This window comes from Oceanobacillus sojae (genome assembly GCF_900162665.1).
GTDB classification, from domain to species: Bacteria; Bacillota; Bacilli; order Bacillales; family Amphibacillaceae; genus Oceanobacillus; species Oceanobacillus sojae_A.
The window spans coordinates 344,377-359,980 of the sequence record NZ_LT727810.1 but is presented as its reverse complement, the minus strand read 5'-3'; the positions used below and the strand labels follow the sequence as shown (position 1 = coordinate 359,980).

The window sequence follows — 15,604 nt, the reverse complement described above, 5'->3', positions numbered from 1 at the left end:
TTCATTTTTTCTGCTGCCGCTAATCTTATCAACAGGACTCTCTCCGATTCAGCACTGGTTCAAACCGGATTATTTTGGAATGATGCTGTTTTTCCGGCTCCAGAATGAAAGAAAATAAAATTTCTGCGGCTTTTCTCCCCATTTCAAATGCCGGCTGTGAGATTGTTGTCAAAGGCGGGGTATAAAACGCAGCAAAGGATACCTCATCAATGCTTATTACAGCAACGTCTGAAGGTATCTGCAGCTTTTCCTTTTTTAAAAAGGAGAGCACCTCATGCAGGGTCAGGTCATTCATAGCGAAAATAGCATCAGGTCTATCTTTTTGCTGGAAGATCTCCCGCAAGTGACCCTCCATTTCGCTGATTTCTCCACTGATTGTGGAGAGCTTCAGCGTATGATTATTTTCTTCCTGCACTTTTTTGATAAATTCCTGCGCTCTCTCCACTCTAGGAGTAACCTGATGTGTCAAAGGAGGGCCAGCCATTGTTAAATGCCTGTAGCCCTTATGCATTAACTTGTCTGCTGCAAGAGCTGCGGCTTTTTTATTATCTAATAGAATCGTATCGACCTCCAGCCCCTCAACAATTCGGTCCATAAATACCAATGGATACCCTTCCTCTGTCAGCTGCTGATACAGTGCTATATTACCACCGGTCGGAAAAGCAATTATGCCGTCTACCTGCTTTGCTTTCAGCATTTCAATATACTTCTTCTCTTTCTCAGGCTGATCATCTGCATTGCATACAATAAGGTGAAAACCCTTTTCATGGCATAAGTCCTCAATCGCCCGAATAACCTGGGTTGAATATACGTGAAGTATATTTGCCACAATGACACCAATCGTTGTTGATGATTTTTGCTTTAAGCTTCTGGCTACCATATTGGGCTGATAGTTCAAATCCTTTATAGCCTGCTCCAGCTTCGTTCGGGTTTCTTTGCTCATATATTCAAATCTTCCGTTTAAATACTGCGAAACGGTACTTTTAGATACCCCGGCACGCTTGGCAACATCTGTCATTGTTATTCTTTTCATCTGCTTCACCTATTAAAATTATTTTAAAATGCATTTCACTAAACCGATTTAGTAAACCGGTTTAGCTAAAGTATAAACAAATTGAAACCGTTTTACAAGCATTAAACAGTTTATTTTGTATATGCACACCGGAAAAAATCAAATCTATGTATTTTCCGTTCATACATAGATTTGATTCTCATTATTATTAAGAATTTGCTTTTCTTCATACCTTACTCGTTTGCCAGCCAAACAGCTTAGCATTCCTGTTACATTTACATAGATTGATTTCCTTCCCAGTATGGAGCTGGATATCCATATGGCTCCGGGGTATAGCGCGGAAAATTATCGATAGCCATACCTGTGATTACTCCACCTAGAAATGGTATACCATATTGAAAAACCGGGTTTCCATAATACGGACCTCCAAATCCTGGACCAATAGGACCGGGGCCAAAAAAACCTGGTCCATAAAATCCCGGACCAAAAAAACCCGGACCCCATCCAGGTCCTCCAAAAAAGAGTCGGGAATCCATATTACTTTGATGGTTCATCTGATCAACGGGAAGCATATGTGCCTTATCCATTTCATGCTCACTCCTCTCTTTTTATTCAATCCGCTATCAGTGTATGTGTTTACCCAGAAAATGAATGGGCTTGATTGTGTCATGCGAAGAAGAAAGTTGATTATCATTAGAAATAAACAGAAAGAAACCTTCTATATTTAGGCAAAATAAAAACTGCCAGAGGCAGCCTTAAAATATTAATTACTTATAAGTTATTTGTTTCTGATAATAAATACCAACAGGCTTTTTAGCTATCCCTGTCTTACCGGTTGGATATTCAGGACTCACAACAGTATAAGAATCCGTTTGATATACTAATTTTGAGTTAAGCTGAACATTATCTACCTCTTTATTGTTTACTTTTTCAGGGACTGTATAAGATCCCGAATAGGATACAGTATAAGAATCTGTAACATTAAATCCGACCGTCATTGAAATTATTAGCGGATTTAAGCCAAAATCCCCGGAGTAAGCAGCTGCATAATCAATGGTATCATTCATATTCATCGTTATTCCCGGATCACTGGCATTGCTATGAATTACCGGCCCGTATGTGTTACTCCGCTTTAAAAATTGTATTCTTGAATTACCATGTGTATACCACACCCCCGGTAATCGGACAGCTAGCGGCGATACTATCGTCTCTTTTTTAGATATAACTTGAACTCCTGAAACCGACTCATCATGAAGCAATTTGGTTACTTCTGCTTCTAATTCCTCTTCACTTTCAAAATCTTCATAGTACAATTCAATTGCATCCGGAAATTCATCAGGTAATATATTCTCATCATCAAGTTCAATTTCTTCGTTACCTGTTAATTCATCATCAAGTATGAGCTTATCCCCATCATTCAAATCTTGACCTTGTGATTCAGCATTTGTCAGGGTAAAAGGGGCAATTGCCAGACAAAGACAAAGAAGAACAAAGAAAGATTTAAATACATTCCTATTCATCTGCATTTTTCCTTCTTTCCGAATTTTTTATCGACTGCTTTTTGTAAGCTATTACTTAATTATATATCGACAGAAGGGTGTTGTAACGATTATTTTAAAATATATAAGAATATTGTTTCATTTTATAAATTGTTGAAGCAGGTTCCAGGTTCTGATTATTTAACAAACTATTCATTATCAGGTAATAATAAGCTTGTCCGTTTTTAAAGCTTTAGCTCACAAAAGACTGCACAGGCTCTTTTTTCACATAAAAAGCAAGCAGAGATTTTCTGCTTACCTTTTCAGTAAATAAATTTTTTATCAATAAGGATAATAACCATACGGCGGATACGGATAATATGGAGGGTACGGGTAAAATGGCGGTGGTCCTCCTGCGCCGTCAAGTAACAATCCTGTTGCCAGCCCTCCCAGAAACGGAACCCCAAATCCAAAGACAGGATTGCCAAAAAACGGCCCTGGACCATGATGATAAAATGGACGTCTTGTATCATAATTATATATGTGATTATTAAATCCGCCATCGTTATAAAATTCATTTGGATATATTCCCTGCTGATTTCCTGGATGTAAATTTATGTCATTCATTCTATTACTACACTCCTCTCCAGATTGCTTCCTACCATGATATGCATTCACCCAGAAAATGATAATCAAATTATTTTCTCTTTTCTGATAATAATACTTCCTTTTAGACTTTTTCCGCTAAAAAATATGATACACTGAAAAAAAGAAGAGATGAAAACAAGGAGGCGGTAAAATGAAGAAACAAAACTACGCCATTATTGATATTGGTTCTAACACAATGCGTTTAGTTATTTATGAAAAAACAAAGTGCAACCGTCTGAAAGAAATAGAGAACGTCAAAGCCTCCTCCAGGCTGCGGACCTTTTTAGAAGAAGATAATACATTAAATCAAGCCGGAATTGACCGTTTAATAGATACTCTGAAAAGTTTTCAGGAAGTGTTGGCCACCTATACATTACAGGACACCGTTTGTGCAGCTACTGCTGCTATCAGGCAAGCCGTGAATAAAAAAGAAATTGAAACACAAATTGTACAGAAAACAGGATTAAATATCCGAATTCTAAGTGAAGATGAAGAAGCCTACTATGGTTACCTGGCAGTTATCCATTCCACCTCACTGACAGAAGGAATTACGGTAGATATTGGCGGTGGCAGTACCGAGGTTACCTATTTTGAAAATCGTGAATTAAAGGAATCGCACAGTTTTCCTTTTGGTGCGCTTACCTTAAAGGATTTCTTTAAAAAGTCCATTCCGACTGCAGAAGAACTCACATCACTCCGTCAATATTTAAAAGAACAATTTGCAACACTTCCATGGCTTAAAAACAGAGAAGTGAAATTAATTGCAATCGGCGGAAGTGCACGAAATCTGGCTCAAATTCATCAAAATCTGGAATCTTATCCTTTGGCAGGTCTGCATGAGTATCAGATGTTTCAAAAGGATATTATGGAAGTAAGTAATTATTTGACATCATTAAAGCCGGCTAAATTAGCCAAAGTAGAAGGACTTTCTAAAGATAGGGCAGATATCATCATTCCGGCGATCGAAGTCTTTCACTGTCTCTATCAGACTGTCCAGGCGGAAAGCTTGGTATTAAGCCGCAAAGGATTACGGGATGGGGTTTTATATGAACATTTAGCAAAGGCATCTGATTCCTCGCTCTATCCAAATGTCCTGGAAGAAAGTATACAAGAGCTCGTAAATGATTATGGTTTGAATCGTAAACATATTAAGCATGTGCAAAATTTAACCGAGCAGGTATTTGATTTTTGCAAAGAGAATGGACTTATTCATTTAGACAAGCAGGACCGGAAGCTGCTTACAATGGCGAGTTTTTTATTTAATCTTGGTGAATATATTGATTCCGAATCAAGTCCCCAGCATACTTTCTATCTCCTTGCCAATCGTACTATTGACGGATTGGAGCATCGGGAACGCGTAAAGCTTGCACTTGTTGCTTCGTTTAAGAACAAAACCGTTTTTAATCAATTCATTCAGCCATACAAGTCATGGTTTTTAAAAGATGAGCGGAAAAAGCTGTTGGAGCTGGGTTCCTTATTAAAATTCACCTACTGCCTGGACGCTACAAGAAGACAAATCGTAGACAGGATTGAATTTAAATTAAAGAAAAAGAATGTCATTATTCAAATATACACAAAAGCAAATGCGCTGCCGGAAGAGTATCAGGCTGAAAAGCAGAAAAAACATCTGGAAAAAGCAATGGGAAAGACTGCAGCGTTAGAATTTATTACTTTATAGTGAAACGGAATGTATTTATTTAATGAGGAGTTGTTTGCTCAAATCGTTCTTGTTACCCTTGAATGTTCACACAAATTTTACACCACTTTAACATACTTTGTATAGAGGAAGCTTATGATATTTATAGGACTATAAAAGGGATGGTGTTCTATGGGTCAACATACAAAATCCGCCAGCTCCCCTGCCTCTTACAATAACAGGGAGCTGAGCTGGCTCTCATTTAATAAACGTGTATTAGAAGAAGCAGCTGATTCAGGCAATCCATTACTTGAAAGGCTGCGATTTTTATCTATCTTTTCCTCAAACCTGGATGAGTTCTTTATGGTTCGTGTAGCCGGCTTAAAGGATCAGGTAAAGGCAGGATTTAACCGCCCCGATAATAAATCAAATCTCACCCCAAAGCAGCAGCTTTCTGCCATCGCATCCTTTAATCATGATTTAGTAGAACAGCAATATCGACTGTATAAACAATTACAGAATCAATTAGAAGAAGAACAGATTCAATTTTTTCAAATAGCTGATTTAGCCGCAGAAGCAATATATTCTCTTGAGCTATATTTTGATGAGCAGGTTTATCCAATTCTTACCCCGATGGCAATCGATGCCTACCGTGCTTTTCCAATGCTGTTAAATAAATCCTTAAACCTTACCGTTCAATTAGAAGATGCGTATGAACAAGAGCAGATCCATAAAAAAACAGCTATTGTTCAGGTCCCTGCTTTATTAGAACGGTTTATTCGAATTGATGATGTACATCACCATTATGTTTTATTAGAGGATGTCATACGCTATTTTATTCATAAGCTTTTTAAAGGATACCGCGTCATTTCGACAAGCATTTTCCGTATTACCAGAAATGCAGATATGAATATTCATGAAGACAGCGCGCATGATTTATTGAAGGAAATTGAAAAAGAGTTGAAAAAGCGAAAATTTGGAGCGGCTGTCCGCCTTGAAATAAACAGGATAGAACAGGATCCAAATATTACCTCGTTTTTGCTTCACGAGCTGGAAATTCATGAAAAGGATTTGTACATTGTTGATGGTCCGCTTGATTTAACATGTTTAAATGATTTCTACAATCAAGTAAAGCATGACTATGAGCAGCTTGTTTATGAAACCTTCATCCCACAGCCTGCTCAAGATATTCACGAAGACGAGACTGTATTCGAAGCAGTCAGAAAAAGAGATCTCTTTCTCCATCATCCATACGAATCGTTTGAGCCGATTGTTGATCTTATGCGAGAAGCTGCAGATGATCCGAAAGTGCTGGCAATTAAGCAGACACTCTATCGTGTCAGCGGGGATTCTCCGATTATTGCCAGCTTAAAGCGTGCTGCTGAGAACGGAAAACAAGTAACGGTTCTGGTGGAATTAAAAGCGCGATTTGATGAGGCAAACAATGTAGAATGGGCCAAACAATTAGAAATAGCCGGCTGTCATGTTATCTATGGAATGATTTCTTTGAAAACGCATAGTAAAATTACATTAATTGTCCGTAAACAGGATAACCGGATTGAAGGTTTCGTCCACCTCGGGACTGGAAATTATAATGATCAAACCGCCAAATTTTATACCGATATGTCTTATTTAACCGCAAAAAGAAAATTTGGTGTTGATGCGACAAATTTTTTTAATTATTTAAGCGGTTATACAGAGAAGCCTGCTTTTCACCATTTTTCCATGGCCCCATTTGATATCCGTAATGATTTATTGGAATATATCGACCGGGAGATTCAGTTTCACAAGCAGTTTAATAATGGCCGGATAATTGCTAAAATGAACTCTCTAACCGATAAAACCTTAATCAAAAAGCTTTATGAAGCCTCTCGTGCCGGTGTTCAAATCGATCTGATTGTCCGGGGGATATGCTGTCTGCGCCCCGGTATTCCGGATATAAGCGAGAAGATTCGTGTAATCAGTATTGTCGGCCGCTTTTTGGAGCATAGCCGGGTTTATTATTTCCATCATAATGGTGAAATGAACATGTTCTTGTCCTCTGCAGATTTAATGACACGAAATATGGTTAAACGTGTGGAGCTCATGTTCCCCATTTTTGAAAGACGTATTAAGGAACGTATTTCCTCTATACTGGATTTAATGCTGCATGATTCTGTAAAAGCAAGGGAGCAGGCAAATGACGGGACGTATTCTTATGTTATCTCTAATGATAATAGTATGTTAAACAGCCAATTAAAGTTATTTGAGCAGGCGATGGATGCTTTTGTGCAATTTTGATTGACGCAATATAATTAACAATTATTTTATGTTATAATAGCACATAAAAAGGAGGTTAGCGGAAAGTCATCTTTAAAATTAAGTTTTGCTTTAACTAAACTTAAGAAGATGCCCCCTAAACCTCTTTTCTATGGTGTTTTATTGTATTTTCTACAGAAATACTGCTTAGTTAAAGACTATATTATCTACAAGTCAAAAATTTAATACAGTATTTTTACACTCGCATCATTGTCTTCGTTTAAATGACGATAGAGAGCCTCCATAAAATAATAATCGCCATACATAGCTGATTCGCTCACACCAGAATTTCGGGGTTTATCAATAGTTGCCTTTCTTATAATCCCATAATTATCTAAATCATTATACAGGCAGTGCTCAATCATAGAATAAAGAATCGACTTGCTTCTTTCTCGCCAAATTTCTGCTCTATTTGGATTAATTTCTTTTAACATTTTTGATAATAACATTAGTCCTGATGCTGCAATAGACGAGGCAGCCGCATCAATTGGCTCTGTATCATTATCTTTAAAAGTGAAGTCCCATCTCGGAAGCTTTGTATTAGTATCTATATGATTCCAATAATATTCAGCAAGTTTTTCGGATGTTTCCAAATACTCTTGTTTTCCTGTATAACGATACATATTGGAAAAACCATAAAGCGCCCACGCTTGCCCCCGAGACCAGCAAGTATCGGCTGAATAACCTTGATGTGTTGACCTTTCCGCAATTTCAAAAGTATCTGTATCCCATCTGACTACATGGTATACGGAATAATCAGGCCTAATATGATATTTCTGGATAGAGTCAGCTAAACGCATAGCAGTATCAGAAAATTTTTCATCTCCAGTTTGTTGTGCTGCCCAAGATAATAGTGGAGCATTCATTATTGTGTCAACAATAGCAACCCCTTCATAATTCGGTTCATCCCACGCAAGAACTAGACCTACCCTTTCTTCATAAAGATCCAGCATGTTATTTGCACCTGCTAAGGCCATCTCAACAAAACTTTCATTAGTTTCAATACTATTTCCTAATACACAACTTGGTCCAAAAATAAATCCCATATCATGCGTCTTATTATCATTCATACGTACAGCAAGTTTCATAATCTGATCACAAATTTCTTGGCCTTCTTTTTCTTTTAAATTTTCCTTTTTCTCATTTAAAAAGTTCAACCATAATAACCCTGTCCAGAACCCCCCGGTCCAATGTCCTTCTGTATTTGTAAGCCATTGTCCATTTTGTGTGATATGAGGGAATTCACCATTTAAATTATCATTTAGATATTTTACTTTTTCTAATCCTTTTTCATACGCTGAAAAAAAATCCATTATTTCACCCTTCCACTTAGTAATGAAGATGGTTTGATTATAGAGGATTACACGTTTTTCTAATTATGAGCTCTGTTTGAAGCACTAAATGATTTTTTTTCTCACTATCATTATTCATCTTCCTTAATAATAACCTCGCAGCCTGCTTTCCCAATTCAAATGTAGGAACACGAACTGTTGTTAGTTGGATGGAATTCCAAGAAGACATAAAAAGATCATCATAACCTATTACTGATATATCTTCAGGAACAGACAACCCTTGCGTTTTTACTGCATCCATTACTCCAAATGCCATAATATCAGAAGAAGCAAATATAGCAGTTGGGTTTTTTTGACTTTCATCATTTATTAATTTTAATGTTTGAGAGTAGCTTGCTTGATAGCTTCCTTTTCCCTCTTTAATACAAGGCTCAAGTCCATTCGTTTTCATTGCATCTATATACCCGTTTTTCCGTTCAATAGTAACAGGAGATTCATTGATCCCCTGGAAAAAAATTATATTTTTATGTCCCAATCCGATTAAATGTTCAGTGCCTGCATGTGCTCCAGAATAATTATCTACTACTACAGAATCCATATTTATATTTTTTAAATTTCTGTGGACAATCACTGTCGGGAAATTTAATTCATTTAAAGCTTTAAGATTATCTATATCTGTAGTTACTAAATTTGCTAGAATAATTCCATCCAATTTCCCTTCTCTTACATGTCTTACTACGTTAGAGATTTGATCATGCTGTTCATCCGAATTATACATCATCAAAGTATAATCATTTTGTTTCAAAACTTCCTGACACCCTTTTGCTAAATTAGGATAAAAGGGATTAGTAATATCCGTTATTACCAAGCCTATAGTTTGATTCTTTTTAGAACGTAGTCCACGGGCTGCTGAATTAGGGACATAATTTAATTCCTTAATTGCTTCTCTTACTTTTTTTTCCTTATCGGGATGGACTGGCCTGGTGTTATTTAACACATACGAAACAGTAGCCGTTGAAACGTTTGCTAATTTTGCTATATCTTTAATAGTAACCATAGATTCCTCCAGTATTCTTATCGTAAAATGTACTTCTAAACTTTGCTCCTAAAATAATTCTTTCAATTTATATTTTTGTTATAAGACAAAATTCAAGTATAAGAAATTAAGCCAGAAAGGATATTTGGAGTGTCTATAATGGATTTTAAAATCGTAAAATAAATTTATTAAGAAATTTATTTTAGAAGTGTTCACATAATATATTTGACGATTTGAAGTAAAAATATTAGATTTTAAATTAATAATTCTGTGATAATTATAGTGGCAGTATAGCCTATTTTTAAAGTATTTTTCATCTTCCATTATACAAGACATACAGATATACTTCCTTATTTGCGACTTAACTTATTGGGATTTAAGAAGCAGAATTTAGAAATTTTTGAAAACCTATAGGATCGTTTATAAAGTAAAAATTAATAAGTGGGGGAGTTCTTGTTCACCCCCACTATCCAAGGAACCAATTAGGTTATTATTGGCTATCCCACTTAGGTGTTTCTCGATTTTTTCTCTATTCTTAAAGTGGGGATATTATAGCCAGTTACACTGCGATAAAAATACTGAGGTGAGGAGCTTTTTATTCATACATAGAATCAATTTAATACGTTTTCTTCAAAGTTTTATATCGGTCCTTTCTTTCATACTTAGTCAGAACCATTTATAAGCAACATGTATTTAGAAAGCTTCTCTAATCAGATTTTCTACATCTTTGATAGACGGTTTTCTAGGATTTGTTAGATTATCTGAATGATAATAGGATTGTTCTGCTATCTCTCCAATTTTGTTTTCCTCGACACCGAAGTCACTTAAAGTCTGTGTAATTCCTACATCATCCAGTAGTCTTTCTATAGTAGCAACTAAACGATCTGCTACTTCCCAATCCTGCAATCCGTTAACCGAAATATCTAATGCTTTGGCAATACTTCTATATTTATCTGGCACAGCAATTGCATTATATTTTAATACTGGTAGTAGAAGCATCGCACAGGCAATCCCATGTGGTATTTTATAATAACCTCCCAAAGTATTAGCAATAGCATGAACAGCCCCGCAAGCTGAATGAGCCATTGCAGCTCCTACCATTGCTGATGCTTTTTGCATATTTCCCATCGCTTCTAAATTCGAAGAATTAGCAACGGCTGGTCTTAAAGATTTTTTTATTAACGAAACAGCATGCAAATGCAGAGCATCCGAAAATGTATTTGAGGTTGTAGAAATAATTCCCTCTATTCCCTGTGTCAAAGCATCTGCTCCAGTTGACGCTGTAACTGCAGGAGGAAGTGTATTCAATAATTCTGGGTCTAATATTGTATAATCAGCTGCTAAATAATCTGATACTATTACTTTCTTTGTATTTGTTCTGGAATCACCTATTAGTGCTCCTCTTGTCATTTCGGAACCGCTCCCAACTGTCGTAGGAAGTGTAATTAATGGAATACCTGGTTTGGTAATTTTGTCCCAGTCATCTAATACTTCTTCTAATGTGACATCATTGGTTAATAGTACAGATGACATTTTAGCAATATCAATGGAGCTCCCTCCACCGATGGCAATTAACATGTCAGCATTCTTTTCTTTAACTGCTTCTATTCCCTTAAACACATGCTTATCTTTTGGATCAGCTTCTACTTCAGAAAACACTTCTGCGTTCGGAACTACTTCCTTTATACGATCAGGCAAGTCTGTAGTACCTAAAAATGTGTCTGTAATAATTAAGGGCTTCTCACAATCAAGTTGTTCATAGATTCCTTTTAATTCTTTTAAAGCTCCTGGTCCAGCAATTACCTTTGAACGAATTCCAAAATTAAAATTCATTTTCTCACTCTCCATATTTTTAATTTTTTAATTAATTTTTTTTGCGTTTTTTAAAACAAATGATTTTTCTTGACTGTATTCTTCTAATGTTACAGAGATCCCTTCTCTTCCAATTCCAGAGTTTTTATAACCTCCAAAAGCCATATCTATATGCCTATAACTTCCTGCTCCATTAATGATTACCGCACCAGCATGAATTTTATGTGCAATAGCAATTGCTTTCGAAACATCTTTACTGATAATTGACGCTTGTAATCCATAAGAAGTCTGGTTTGCTATTTCAATTGCCTGATTTAAATCTTCATATTCTATTAATGTGATAACAGGGCCAAAAATCTCCATGTCTTTTGCTACGTCCATTTCTCTAGTTACATCGGTTAATAATGTTGGTTCTATAAACACACGGTTTTTCAAAGCCCCGCCTAATACGCATTGGGCGCCTTGATTAATAGTCAAATCGATTTGTTCTTTTACTTTCAATGCAGCAGATTCATTCACTAACGACCCTACTTGCGTTTTCTCATCCATTGGATCTCCTTGAATAATTTCATACATATATTCTTTCACTTTTTCTTCAAATTCTTTCGAAATAGATTTGTGAACCAGCGTCCGTTTACTAGAACAACATACTTGTCCAGAGTTCATCATACGACCATTTACTAATTCTTTAGCTGCAAGCTCAATGTCTGCATCATCCAAAATTATTAAAGGATCATTACCGCCCATTTCTAAAAAGATTCTGTGTAATTCTGGAGCAGAATCTTTATAAACAGCAGTTCCTACTTCGGTACTTCCCGTAAAGGTCACAGCTGCAATTCTTTCGCTTTTTGTAATATATTTTGAAGAAAAAGACCCGCTGCAATAAAGCAGTTGTATAGCTTCTTTTGTTACACCTGCTTCAACTAACATATCGGCTAGCAATAGCTCTGACATAGGATCACTTGTCGGCATTTTAGCTATAACAGCATTCCCCATAATTAGAGCCGGAACAACTTTGTGTACAAATAATTCAACTGGAGCATTGAAAGGGATAATACAACTAAAGACTCCTAAAGGTTCCCTTTTAGTAAAAATAATATCGTTTTCAAGCCCTTTTTGAGTATCTGTTAAAACATGACCATACATATGCTTTGCTTTTTCAACAAATCCTCTTGTTAAATCAATGGAAACCTGAACTTCTGCTCTACATTCAACAATAGAACGCCCCATATTTTCCACCATTACTTTTGCAACCTTTTCTTTATTGCCTTCAAGCAGCGAAGCGAACTTATATAAAATATCCCCTCTTTCATATAATGGCTTCTCCGACCATTCTGAAAAACCTTTTTCAGCAATAGCTAATACCTTATCTGCATCTTCTATTCCTTCAGCCAAAGGAAGTGTATCTAATACTTCGTTAGTTATAGGATTTTTAATTTCTACTCTTTCCCGTTCACGAGGAACCTGATTATAATCATAGCCATTTAAATAAAAATTCATTTTTATTACCCTCCTAAAAATAGCACAATACTATCTCTCACTGATCTTATATATCATTCAAACTGAGGTTGTCTCTTTTCGAAAAAAGCCTCCACACCTTCTTTACAATTTTCAGTTTTAAATATAAAATCACTTTCTTCTAAATTATATTTAATAGCTTGTTCTAAAGACATTTCTAGTGACTTTCGCACACCATGCTTAATAATTCGAAGTGCATCTTTTGGCATTTTTGCTATTTCATCTGCTAGCTCTTCAGCAAAAATTAATGCATTACCTTCCTCTGTTAAATAATCTACTAAGCCGATTCTATATGCTTCATCAGCTGTTAATCTTTCACCTGTAAACATCATTTTCATTGCTTTTGAAATACCAATAATTTTCGGCAGGCGATACAATCCCCCACTTCCGGGAAACACACCTAAATTAATTTCCGGGAGCCCTATTGCAGAGTTTTTTTCTAAAATTCGGAGATCCCCAGCTAGCGCTAATTCGCATCCTCCACCTATCGCCATACCATTCATAGCAATAATTACTGGTTTTGACATCTGTTCAATCATTAAAAAAGTTTTATTTTCATCATCTAGCTTTAATTCCACTACTCTATCTCGTACATGTCCAAATTCCTTTATATCTGACCCAACACAGAAGAAATCCTTACCTCGTGCTGTAATAATTAATACTTTAATATCCTCGTCATTTTCCACTTCTTCTAAAACTGTTTTAAAATGTTGAGTCATTTCTAATGTCACAAGATTTAAAGGAGGATTATTTAAAAATAAAGTAGCTGTCCGATTATTGTTCTTAATAAGCTCAATCACTGTAATCTACCTCTTTTCTCCAGCACCATTTACATTTTTGGAATGTATATTCTGCAAATAGGAGTCTTTCATTATTGCAGCCTAAATTTCCATTAATCTTTTTTTAAATACCAGTTCCTAAGAACTCTTCCACGTTTGTTTCGTCAACAATATTAAATTCCAGAATATACTCTTCGTCCACATCTTCTCCTTCTAATACTTTCATCGCTATTTCAGCCGCTTCTGTCCCCCCATGAGGATAAATAGCAACAGCAGCCAAACCACCATTATCTACAGATTCAAAAGCATTATTTTGACCATCAATTGAAAAAACTTTGATTTCTCCTTCACGACCAGATGCTTTAATTGCATCAAGAGCTCCTAATCCCATTTCATCATTATGTGCGTAAATTGCTTGGATGGAATCTGTATCACTAAATCGCTGCAGCATATCTTCCATAAATGACATTGCAGGCTCACGCAAATAATCAGCATGTTGTTCAGCAATCAATTCTATATCAGTTCCTTCAATTGCTTCCCGGAATCCTTCACTCCTTTCTATTGTTGCTGAACTTCCTGCTGTCCCCTGGATCTCAATTATGTTCCCTTCTCCGTCAACCTGATCAGCAATATACTCACCAAAAGTCTGACCAATTTCTTTGTTATCCGCACCAACATGTGCTGTAACTTCTGTATTTACTGTTCGATCAACAGTAATAACAGGAATCCCTTTTTCCATCACTTCAGCTATAATTGGCGTTAGAGCATCTGATGAGTGCGGGCTGACAACTAAAATATCCACTCCTTGGCTAACAAGCGTTTCAATATCTGATACTTGTGTACTCGCGTTATCTTCTCCATCTGTAAGTAAAAATTCAACATCAGGATGATTTTCATTTAAGTATTCTTCAAAGTCTTCTACCATAGCAACTCGGAATGGGTGGTTTAAGGTAGCTTGTGAAAAACCAACTTTAAAATCTCCGTCATTTTCATTGTCTGAACCTCCATCTTCATTCCCGCAAGCACCTAAAAACAGCACTGTTAATATAAATAAAACAAACAAGGAAAGCCTTTTCATTTTGAATTTCTCCTTCATCAGTTATTTTTTTAATATTACTCTTTGCTTCTTGTTCTTCTTGCTTCAATATAAACAGCCAAAATGATAATCGCACCTTTAATTACTTGCTGAGTAAATGGATTTATACCTACCAGATTTAACACATTGGAAATAATTCCAATTATACTAGCACCAACTGCTGTCCCAATAACACTACCAATCCCTCCAAATAAACTAGTTCCACCAATAACAACCATTGCAATTGCCTCTAATTCATACTCAACCCCAGCGCTCGGCTCACCTACTGTCAATCTTGATAATAGAATCAGCGCTGTAATCGCCGCACATAATCCACTGATTGCATAGGTTGAAAATTCTATTAAATTAACATTAATCCCTGATAGCCGAGCAGCTTCTTTATTATCTCCGACTGCATAAACAGCTCTTCCAAACGCAGTATATTTTAATATTATGAACCCTATAATTATCACAATTAAAAAAACAATAACCGGTACCGGGATTCCCCCAACAGTTCCGTGCCCTAACCATGATATTTTTTGAGAGGCTTCCCCTATACTGATTGGCTGTCCATTTGCATAAGTCATTGCTACGCCTCTGCCGGCAACCATTAATCCTAGAGTCATAACGAATGGAGGAATGCCGCCAATAGCAATTCCAAGCCCATTTATACTACCAACTAATATCCCTGTTAATAGACCAATAAGTAGTACCAAAAAAACTGGTACACCGCTACTAAATAAATCTGCACAGATAACAGCTACTACCGCGACAGTAGAACCTACTGACAAATCAATTCCTTTTGCTAAAATGACAAATGTCATCCCTATTGCAATAATTCCTATAATAGATATTTGCCTAAGCAAATTTACAATATTATTTAATTCAAGAAATTGGGGACTGACCATTGCTGCTATAACTATTAATAGAATCAAAACACCAAATATACCCAATCCTTTAAATAAATTTTGCGTCCTCTTGAATACAACACTCATTTTTCTACCCAGCTTTCTTCTAGAG

13 protein-coding genes are annotated in these 15,604 nt (G+C 36.2%); 2 read left to right on the top strand and 11 right to left on the bottom strand.

All coding sequences use genetic code 11. From position 1 onward, the window contains the following. Positions 1–28: 28 nt before the first annotated feature. From BN1068_RS05430 to BN1068_RS05415, 4 genes are all read right to left on the bottom strand, one after another. Positions 29–1,033, bottom strand: a complete 1,005-nt coding sequence (locus tag BN1068_RS05430; RefSeq protein WP_077601811.1) for a LacI family DNA-binding transcriptional regulator — start codon at positions 1,031–1,033, stop codon at positions 29–31. A 254-nt stretch (positions 1,034–1,287) separates the two neighbouring features. Next, a complete protein-coding gene (locus BN1068_RS05425) occupies positions 1,288–1,599 on the bottom strand; it encodes a hypothetical protein (RefSeq protein WP_139344743.1) in 312 nt (103 codons plus the stop codon). 180 nt (positions 1,600–1,779) lie between these two features. Next, complete coding sequence (locus tag BN1068_RS05420) at positions 1,780–2,532, bottom strand: hypothetical protein (RefSeq protein WP_077601810.1); 753 nt, start codon at positions 2,530–2,532, stop codon at positions 1,780–1,782. A 300-nt stretch (positions 2,533–2,832) separates the two neighbouring features. Continuing rightward, positions 2,833–3,117 (bottom strand): spore coat protein, encoded by a 285-nt coding sequence (locus BN1068_RS05415; protein ID WP_139344741.1) that lies wholly within the window; start codon positions 3,115–3,117, stop codon positions 2,833–2,835. 172 nt (positions 3,118–3,289) lie between these two features. Between BN1068_RS05415 and BN1068_RS05410 the strand changes: the two genes are divergently transcribed. Beyond that, positions 3,290–4,816, top strand: a complete 1,527-nt coding sequence (locus tag BN1068_RS05410) for a Ppx/GppA family phosphatase (RefSeq protein ID WP_077601809.1) — start codon at positions 3,290–3,292, stop codon at positions 4,814–4,816. 150 nt (positions 4,817–4,966) lie between these two features. After that, complete coding sequence (locus tag BN1068_RS05405; protein WP_077601808.1) at positions 4,967–7,054, top strand: RNA degradosome polyphosphate kinase; 2,088 nt, start codon at positions 4,967–4,969, stop codon at positions 7,052–7,054. Between the two features lie 200 nt (positions 7,055–7,254). Here the strand turns inward: BN1068_RS05405 and BN1068_RS05400 are convergent, their stop codons facing one another. The 7 genes from BN1068_RS05400 to BN1068_RS05370 all read right to left on the bottom strand — a co-directional run bounded on the left by BN1068_RS05400 (position 7,255) and on the right by BN1068_RS05370 (position 15,579). Further along, positions 7,255–8,385 (bottom strand): glycoside hydrolase family 88 protein, encoded by a 1,131-nt coding sequence (locus tag BN1068_RS05400; RefSeq protein ID WP_077601807.1) that lies wholly within the window; start codon positions 8,383–8,385, stop codon positions 7,255–7,257. Between the two features lie 37 nt (positions 8,386–8,422). After that, complete coding sequence (locus tag BN1068_RS05395; protein ID WP_077601806.1) at positions 8,423–9,421, bottom strand: LacI family DNA-binding transcriptional regulator; 999 nt, start codon at positions 9,419–9,421, stop codon at positions 8,423–8,425. 672 nt (positions 9,422–10,093) lie between these two features. Next, a complete protein-coding gene (locus BN1068_RS05390) occupies positions 10,094–11,233 on the bottom strand; it encodes an iron-containing alcohol dehydrogenase family protein (protein ID WP_175637086.1) in 1,140 nt (379 codons plus the stop codon). 27 nt (positions 11,234–11,260) lie between these two features. Continuing rightward, positions 11,261–12,712, bottom strand: a complete 1,452-nt coding sequence (locus BN1068_RS05385; RefSeq protein ID WP_077601804.1) for an aldehyde dehydrogenase family protein — start codon at positions 12,710–12,712, stop codon at positions 11,261–11,263. A 53-nt stretch (positions 12,713–12,765) separates the two neighbouring features. Then, positions 12,766–13,530, bottom strand: coding sequence for an enoyl-CoA hydratase/isomerase family protein (locus tag BN1068_RS05380; RefSeq protein WP_217697305.1), 765 nt, complete (start codon positions 13,528–13,530; stop codon positions 12,766–12,768). A gap of 103 nt (positions 13,531–13,633) precedes the next feature. Next, positions 13,634–14,587, bottom strand: coding sequence for a substrate-binding domain-containing protein (locus tag BN1068_RS05375; protein ID WP_175637085.1), 954 nt, complete (start codon positions 14,585–14,587; stop codon positions 13,634–13,636). Positions 14,588–14,622: 35 nt separating this feature from the next. Then, positions 14,623–15,579, bottom strand: a complete 957-nt coding sequence (locus BN1068_RS05370) for an ABC transporter permease (protein WP_077601801.1) — start codon at positions 15,577–15,579, stop codon at positions 14,623–14,625. Positions 15,580–15,604 lie beyond the last annotated feature (25 nt).

What these genes read in the sequence shown, in the direction of transcription:
- BN1068_RS05430 (WP_077601811.1), bottom strand. Translation starts at nt 1,033, where the DNA reads ATGAAAAGAATAACAATGACAGATGTTGCCAAGCGTGCCGGGGTATCT.
- BN1068_RS05425 (WP_139344743.1), bottom strand. Translation starts at nt 1,599, where the DNA reads ATGGATAAGGCACATATGCTTCCCGTTGATCAGATGAACCATCAAAGT.
- BN1068_RS05420 (WP_077601810.1), bottom strand. Translation starts at nt 2,532, where the DNA reads ATGAATAGGAATGTATTTAAATCTTTCTTTGTTCTTCTTTGTCTTTGT.
- BN1068_RS05415 (WP_139344741.1), bottom strand. Translation starts at nt 3,117, where the DNA reads ATGAATGACATAAATTTACATCCAGGAAATCAGCAGGGAATATATCCA.
- BN1068_RS05410 (WP_077601809.1), top strand. Translation starts at nt 3,290, where the DNA reads ATGAAGAAACAAAACTACGCCATTATTGATATTGGTTCTAACACAATG.
- BN1068_RS05405 (WP_077601808.1), top strand. Translation starts at nt 4,967, where the DNA reads ATGGGTCAACATACAAAATCCGCCAGCTCCCCTGCCTCTTACAATAAC.
- BN1068_RS05400 (WP_077601807.1), bottom strand. Translation starts at nt 8,385, where the DNA reads ATGGATTTTTTTTCAGCGTATGAAAAAGGATTAGAAAAAGTAAAATAT.
- BN1068_RS05395 (WP_077601806.1), bottom strand. Translation starts at nt 9,421, where the DNA reads ATGGTTACTATTAAAGATATAGCAAAATTAGCAAACGTTTCAACGGCT.
- BN1068_RS05390 (WP_175637086.1), bottom strand. Translation starts at nt 11,233, where the DNA reads ATGAATTTTAATTTTGGAATTCGTTCAAAGGTAATTGCTGGACCAGGA.
- BN1068_RS05385 (WP_077601804.1), bottom strand. Translation starts at nt 12,712, where the DNA reads ATGAATTTTTATTTAAATGGCTATGATTATAATCAGGTTCCTCGTGAA.
- BN1068_RS05375 (WP_175637085.1), bottom strand. Translation starts at nt 14,587, where the DNA reads ATGAAAAGGCTTTCCTTGTTTGTTTTATTTATATTAACAGTGCTGTTT.
- BN1068_RS05370 (WP_077601801.1), bottom strand. Translation starts at nt 15,579, where the DNA reads ATGAGTGTTGTATTCAAGAGGACGCAAAATTTATTTAAAGGATTGGGT.